Source organism: Methanobrevibacter sp. (assembly GCF_036307625.1).
GTDB lineage: Archaea > Methanobacteriota > Methanobacteria > Methanobacteriales > Methanobacteriaceae > Methanocatella.
Genome location: NZ_JAXJXF010000054.1, coordinates 1 through 7,022, shown reverse-complemented (window position 1 = coordinate 7,022; position 7,022 = coordinate 1). Strand labels below are relative to the sequence as shown.

Below are 7,022 nucleotides of genomic sequence, written 5' to 3'. Positions count from 1 at the left end.
TCGACATCATAGATTGTTTTACATTAACAAGTTAATAGCCAACAATACATAGTAACTTGCTAGGAATAAATAAGAGATAGCAAGCACCATATTTTCAACAGTCAAAATACTAATTCTCCAATTTGATTGGAGTGTTTTTAATCGAATGCTCTTTCCACTTCATAAAAACACCAACAGTCATATATTATTTTATTAGTGTTTTAGAATTAGATATTTCGTTTTAAAACTATTTATAATTTCTTATTTTTAAAAATAAACATTGATTTTAGAATATAAAATTGTTTTTAGAATAGAATATTGCTTTAATATGAAAATAAGTGACAAATGAAACTTTTATATATTTTGATGTTCATAATATTATATAACATCTTAGGATGTTTGGTCGACAGAATACAGACCAATAGTTATATATGTTGAATGGGGATGTGTCAAAATTTGTTTAACAAATTTATCCTTATTCAATTTTTAAAATTATTAAATTGTATTTTTTCCTATTTTTCTCGCTTTTAGACTATAATTTTTACGATTTTTTAATATTAGTTCTTTATGATATGTGGTTTCATCAAATATGTACATATTAGTCTTTTCAGTCTTTCCAGCCATACGATCTTCTATAAATATTGTCTTTAATGCTTTTAGTTTTCCATCATGATTTAGTTCTTCATAATTGCTTCCAGCACTAATTAAAAAATTAGTCTCTTTCATTATTTTCATTGTGGATTCAGTTCCATTTTCATGATCATATTTGAATCCTTTAGTGAATACTCTTGTGAAGTACCCAACTAATTTTGCCGGTACATCCATCCAAAATAATGGGAATATAAATGTTAATATGTCTGCATTGTTGATTCTTTCTTGTTCAAGTATTATCTCATTAGATAATGGAGAGTATATATTGTTATTTTCCATTAAATATTCATCTTCTGTAATATCTGAATTAAAATTAGATTCATATAAATCTATTAATGTATATTCTATTCCATTTTCTGTTAAACCTTGGATATATCCCTCTTTTATTTCATGAGTAATTGATTTTTTACTAGGATGTGCATAAACTATATGTACCTTTGGATTTATCATATTAAATAATTTTTATTTTATAATATAATAATCCAATAGTAAAATTATTAAAAAAATGCGAAAAAATGCTTAAAACAAAATATTACAGATAATAACCTTGAAATAGTTATGGCTAATCGCAAATGTTTTTTAAAGCAATAATCAAATGATTCATGAAATCATCTCTTGTTTTTTCATCCAGCTCCAGAATAGACAGGTAAGGATTTAAATCCTCAAGCTCCACCAATAGCAATTCGCCCTCTTTCGTACGGCAGGCATCGACTCTTTGGATTCCGTTTTCAATGTCATTCCAAGCAATGAATTTTTCTGCAAACTCCTTATCATCTTGACTGAATTCATATTTTTCAAGTTCCCAACGTTTGTCATTATCCGGAGCATATAATGCATATTCCAAACGGCCATTAATGAAATAGAATGATACCTCATATTCAAAGTCAATTGCCGGTTGTATTAGCATGTTCACGAGGTCTTTTTCAAATAGTTCACTCTTTGTTAGAAATTCTAGACCTATTGAATCTGCACCATCCTTTGGTTTAATGACATATCTTTCACAATCAGGAAGCAGATTAATGTTTTCAAGATTATCAATGGTTGGAATAACCGGATAATCCTCTAATGTCAAATCCAAAAGATATTGTTTGCCTTTCATATCAGCCTTGCCTACAAACTCGTTGAAAGTCCTGATATTGTTTGAAGATACCCTCTTGACAAAAGATTCATACACTTCCTCAAAACCACTTACAGGACCGGTATTTCTAAAAACGATTAAATCCACATCGTTTTCAAAATCCTTTGAATTTTTCGGATGGCACAATGCAATGTCAAAATGTTCCTTCAATATTCCGGAAATGTATAAATCCTCTTCAAAATAATTTCTACCTTTGGCTTCGTAATACAAATCAGTTAAATACAGTATTTTCATTTATTTCCCTCGTTATTAAAACTCAAAGTCTGTTGAGATTTCCAATATGCTTTCACTTTCATTCAGGATATTAATCAACCTTTAATCCAAATCGGAGTGATTGTCATGATAATCAAGATCACCCAGTTCACTTCGGATTGTATAGGCCAAGTGTTCCTCATCCAAACTGAAATATGCATTAATATTTTCCTTATTTCCTCGTGCATCAAGTCTAATCCACTTATCCAAATCTTTTATATACCCAGTGTTTAAGGCATGAATCATATAACCTTCACTTGCATCATCTGCTCTTGTAAGCAGTTGATAACTGATGCCAGACGGAATTCCATCTGCTCTTAAAAGTGCTGCAAGAAGGCAGGATTTTGTCCAGCAGATTCCAGTTTTATTTTTAAGCACATCACTGGCAGTTTTTGAAACTATATTTGTTTCAATATCCCCTGAGTGAGGAATTTCATCCCTAACAAAGAGGTAACTCCTTTTGATATAATCCAAAGTATCTCCAGATTTATCCCTTAATTCCCGAACCTTATCTTGAATAAGGGGATTCATATAATCAATACTTGGTGTTTCCATTAAATAATCTTCCATGTGATTTCACCATATTACTGGATTAAAACAAAATAAAATAATAATATTCATTTATAAATTCTAAAAAACTTTTTAAAAGGGATTTTGCCCGTATACTATACAAAATATAATGTACTTTTAGCTCTGCACGTTAAGTGTATATTGGCAAATATTCTTCCATCATCACTTTTTTATATTTTTCACCAATTTTATTTTATACTTTTCATCATTACGTATTTATTGTAAGATGCACCCCCGCTATTTTTCAATCACTGAAATTCAGAAGCTAAACACATCATATCTAAATTATTAAACATATAGGTTTAACTTTTATTAAAATTTAAAAAGTATTATTCATATGTTAAACTTTTAAAGAACCACTACCTGAAAATTACGGCATTACACATCAAATAACTCATCAAACAAATCCTTTGAATAATCAATGAACACCTTAGTGTTATTGAAGATTTTTAACACAATATTCTCATCAAAACAGTCCCATTTGATTTGTAAAAATTCGGAATTCAACTCTTTAGTATTGCAGAAGAATTTAAACAAATCCTTATCAAACAATTCCTGATCAAGATAATTTATCTTAAGCAGATATATCAACCCCTCAAGAGTTTTGCATTCAATATTTTTCAATACGAATAACGCTTTAACAACAGAATACATCACTAAAAAACAGGAATTTACAATAAATGGATATTCACTCATGTCAAAATAGAGTTCACAAACATTGATATGTCTTTCAGCTTTACTGAACCATGCATCAGTTATCCACTTATCTTTCATAAAAATACTCCGTATGAGATTCCCGATTTTGATATTTGCTCAAAAGAGGGTGGGCCTTCAAAACAAACTTTTCACATCCGTCATAACTGGTTCTCTCAAACCACGTATAATCATCAATTACAATTTGAATATTGGTGAAATTGCATAAACCCCATCCATTTTCATAGAAAACATCATATTTTTCTAAAAAATCCTCATTTTCAACAACATTCCCATTAAAAACAAAAATAACATCATTTAAATTTAAATTATATTCATTTAACAATTCACCAACTTCATCAATAATATTAATCATTTAGACAACTCCTCATATCTACCAATTACATTACCATTTCATACAGGCATTTATTTTCAAATATTCCCATGCAGTTGTTTTCCGATCCAATGGATTAAATGCCACCGGATAGATTTCTTTTGCGATAATTTCACTGAAAATATTTTTTGATGTTAATTAGTTTCCTTTAACAGATGATGCATAAAACTTCCGTGAACGTTCATTGAACCAAATCCCTATAGATATTAGTCCAAATTTGGAAAATAATATCTTAAAATATGTAAATAATATAAATACCGCCATTAATAAAGTTTTTGTTGTAAATGAAAGCAATATTACCATATGAGAACAATATTACCAAGTGAAGCAATATTCCATGAACAAAGCAATTTTACATAATAAATTCAATAATAACTATTTGAAACACCTTTAATAAGATTAAATAGATATATATGCAATGAAAAATAGAATTAACCATTAGAGCTATGATAAGTAGCTCGATTATGGAGGTTTTCCATGAAAAAAAGCGAAAAAATATTAATTGCACTTGGAATTATTCAAGCAATAATTTCAATATTGCAATTAATATTGAAAGTGTTATGGGGTTAATCCCATAATACTTCTTTTCTTTTTTTCATTATATAAACCTTCCCATAATTAAAATGGAGTCTGATAAAAAATGATATGGATATCAATTCTTAATTTAATAATAACAATACTATTAATTATCTTTATATATCCCTCTAAAGAGTTTAAATATAAAAATATTATACTAGGATTGTTTTCATTAAATTTAATTTTAATCATAATGACAATTTTATTATAATAAAAAATTCTATAATCACATACCAAAAAAAGCCAAAATCTTCTTTAAAAATAATTATTATAAGAATTTTTTTATAAAAATAAGAATAAATAATGAATAATTAATGTATTTTATACCCAACATTAATTTAAAATAAAAAAACAATTATTAAACTCTGACAAAGAATATAAAGCCTAAAAATCATTTAAAAGGGATTTTGCCCGTATACTATACAATATATTTACTACTTTATCTGCGATACCATAATATTTGACTGAATATTATATAAATTTTAAACTACATGTTGCAACAAACATCACATCCTCCACATTATTAGAAACATAATGTGAACATATTTATATTAAAGAAAAATAAAATTTTTAATGATGCATGAAAAAATTGATTTGGTTTCACAACCTAAAAAATCTTTTTGGAAATTGAGTATACCAATAATAGCATTTTGTATTTTTGATTCAATTTATGGTATTGTTGATATGGCATGGGTAACACAAATAAACATTCATGCTTCTTTTGCAGTGGGCATTTCAATCCCTTTTGTTTCACTTGTATTTTCATTCGGCGATTCACTTGGACGTGGAGCTAATTCCCTGATATCCCGTTATATTGGGGTTGACGATTATGAAAGCGGATATAATACACTAATTCATGGAATCCTTCTTACCAATATAATATGGATTCTTATATTAATTTGTGCTGTGTTTGCTCAGGAAATATTATATAGTGTAAACCCTGCTGATTCATATCTTTTAGCTATGGATTATCTGATGCCAATTCTAACTTTTGCATATATATTCATGTTTGTTAATTTTTTCTCTGAAACTTTACAGGCAGAAGGAAATTCAAGAATTCCGACCATATTCATAATATCATCAAATATTTTAAATTTAATATTGGATCCTATTTTTATTTTTAATTTGAATTTAGGAGTTAAAGGAGCATCATATGCCACTATTTTATCTTCATTAATTCCATTCATAGTTTTCGTGTTAATGTATCTGCTTGGAAGAACAAAAATTCCTTTATCTAGAAAATACTTTAAATTCCACCCGTATATACTTATTGAAATTTGCAAGGTCGCCTTTCCTAATTTCCTGGATGAGGGATTATGGACTTTCACATCATCATTTATTAATGGCATATTAACAGCGACAATGGGACCTGTCGGACCGGTAATTTATTCTGCATCAAATAAACTTAAAACCTTATTGAATTCACCTGTCAGGGGTTATGGTAGGGCATTAATGAGTGTTACAGGGCATTTATTCGGTGCACATGAATTCGATGAATTATATGAAATGTATAAATACACACTTAAAATATGTGTTATAACAACAATTGTAGTGATGATTGCATTCATAATTTTGCGCGATTATGCATTTAGCCTTTTTTCCATTACCGGAATGCAGACAGAAATACTTTGGATTGCAATTCTTGGGACAGTTATAATGATTTCACTTCCATTTACAATTGTTTCTTCAAAAATGTTGGACGGTTTTGGAAAAAGTATGTATTCACTGTTTTTCATTTTCATAAAACTTTGTGTGCAATGCGGCGTAATATATGTATTGAATATGCAGGGCATCAGCCACTGCGTCCTTATTGGAGTAACTGTTTCCGAGGTGCTGTCTGCGATTATATTTTATGCATTCTTAAGATATTTATTCAGGAATTTTGATGAAAAATACAAAAATAAGGATGTCGTTAAAACGTTCAATTCTGATAATGAAACCGAATCCTTAAAAGAGCATGCAAAAATCAAAGATGATTGGGCGAAAAATAAGACTTTAAGAAAAGTACTGTTAAATGTGGCATTAATAGTCATGATAATTTGTGTAATATTGATTATACTTTCACTTATTTCGATTAATAATCATTTCATAGTCCTAAGTGGAATAATTGGTTTGATTATCTTTACACTCAGCATCTTTCTTATAACAAAATTAGATAAGCCTATAATTTCTTTATCTGGAGTTATTGTCTCTGCCGTCATACTTTTCACATTCATGCATAGTTATGGTAATAGATTCATTCAGTGGTTTATCATTGCCGGGGCTTTAATGGCGTTTATTTTCATAATTCTAAAACGTTGATTTGACACAAAGTCACAACATTTACTGAAAAACAATAAATAAAATCATTATAAACATGAATTAAATCTTTTTAAATGTATCGTATCTTCAGCAAATCTAAAATAATTCCTTAAAAATAGAGTATAATGGATTTTGCCCGTATACTATACAAAATATAATGTACTTTAGATATTAAATTATAATATTTAATATCGGCCCATATAAATCTTATCAATAATATTTTGGTGTCTTTAAAGTGGAAATAATAATGCTTTTTTGAACTATGTGTAAAAAAGGAAGCTATAAAACACATATTAAAGCTAATTGTCATTTAAATTGTCAGTTTATCAAATTAGAAAATTTCGGATGAAATCCAACTAGGCTTCCAATTCGACATCATAGATTGTTTTACATTAACAAGTTAATAGCCAACAATACATAGTAACTTGCTAGGAATAAATAAGAGATAGCAAGCACCATATTTTCAAC

The 7,022-nt window shown here is 28.3% G+C and carries 6 protein-coding genes; 1 reads left to right on the top strand and 5 read right to left on the bottom strand.

Features of this window, described 5'->3' with window-relative positions; translation table 11 throughout:
* Positions 1–474: 474 nt before the first annotated feature.
* The 5 genes from UIB65_RS03350 to UIB65_RS03330 all read right to left on the bottom strand — a co-directional run bounded on the left by UIB65_RS03350 (position 475) and on the right by UIB65_RS03330 (position 3,659).
* The gene (locus tag UIB65_RS03350; protein WP_330039711.1) at positions 475–1,080 is read right to left on the bottom strand and encodes an NAD(P)H-dependent oxidoreductase; all 606 of its coding nucleotides are present in this window, start codon (positions 1,078–1,080) and stop codon (positions 475–477) included.
* A 112-nt stretch (positions 1,081–1,192) separates the two neighbouring features.
* Positions 1,193–2,002 (bottom strand): hypothetical protein, encoded by an 810-nt coding sequence (locus tag UIB65_RS03345; protein ID WP_330039710.1) that lies wholly within the window; start codon positions 2,000–2,002, stop codon positions 1,193–1,195.
* An 81-nt stretch (positions 2,003–2,083) separates the two neighbouring features.
* Positions 2,084–2,590, bottom strand: coding sequence for a transglutaminase-like domain-containing protein (locus UIB65_RS03340; protein ID WP_330039709.1), 507 nt, complete (start codon positions 2,588–2,590; stop codon positions 2,084–2,086).
* Between the two features lie 378 nt (positions 2,591–2,968).
* The gene (locus tag UIB65_RS03335) at positions 2,969–3,364 is read right to left on the bottom strand and encodes a HEPN domain-containing protein (RefSeq protein WP_330039708.1); all 396 of its coding nucleotides are present in this window, start codon (positions 3,362–3,364) and stop codon (positions 2,969–2,971) included.
* Entirely contained in the window at positions 3,354–3,659 is a 306-nt protein-coding gene (locus UIB65_RS03330) for a hypothetical protein (RefSeq protein ID WP_330039707.1), read from the bottom strand. The genes UIB65_RS03335 and UIB65_RS03330 overlap by 11 nt, the downstream gene beginning before the upstream one ends.
* Before the next feature lie 1,167 nt (positions 3,660–4,826).
* Between UIB65_RS03330 and UIB65_RS03325 the strand changes: the two genes are divergently transcribed.
* Entirely contained in the window at positions 4,827–6,554 is a 1,728-nt protein-coding gene (locus UIB65_RS03325) for an MATE family efflux transporter (protein WP_330039706.1), read from the top strand.
* Positions 6,555–7,022: the final 468 nt, after the last annotated feature.

Excerpts from the sequence above, each read along its gene's own strand:
- UIB65_RS03350 (WP_330039711.1), bottom strand. The coding sequence starts at position 1,080 with ATGATAAATCCAAAGGTACATATAGTTTATGCACATCCTAGTAAAAAA.
- UIB65_RS03345 (WP_330039710.1), bottom strand. The coding sequence starts at position 2,002 with ATGAAAATACTGTATTTAACTGATTTGTATTACGAAGCCAAAGGTAGA.
- UIB65_RS03340 (WP_330039709.1), bottom strand. The coding sequence starts at position 2,590 with ATGGAAGATTATTTAATGGAAACACCAAGTATTGATTATATGAATCCC.
- UIB65_RS03335 (WP_330039708.1), bottom strand. The coding sequence starts at position 3,364 with ATGAAAGATAAGTGGATAACTGATGCATGGTTCAGTAAAGCTGAAAGA.
- UIB65_RS03330 (WP_330039707.1), bottom strand. The coding sequence starts at position 3,659 with ATGATTAATATTATTGATGAAGTTGGTGAATTGTTAAATGAATATAAT.
- UIB65_RS03325 (WP_330039706.1), top strand. The coding sequence starts at position 4,827 with ATGATGCATGAAAAAATTGATTTGGTTTCACAACCTAAAAAATCTTTT.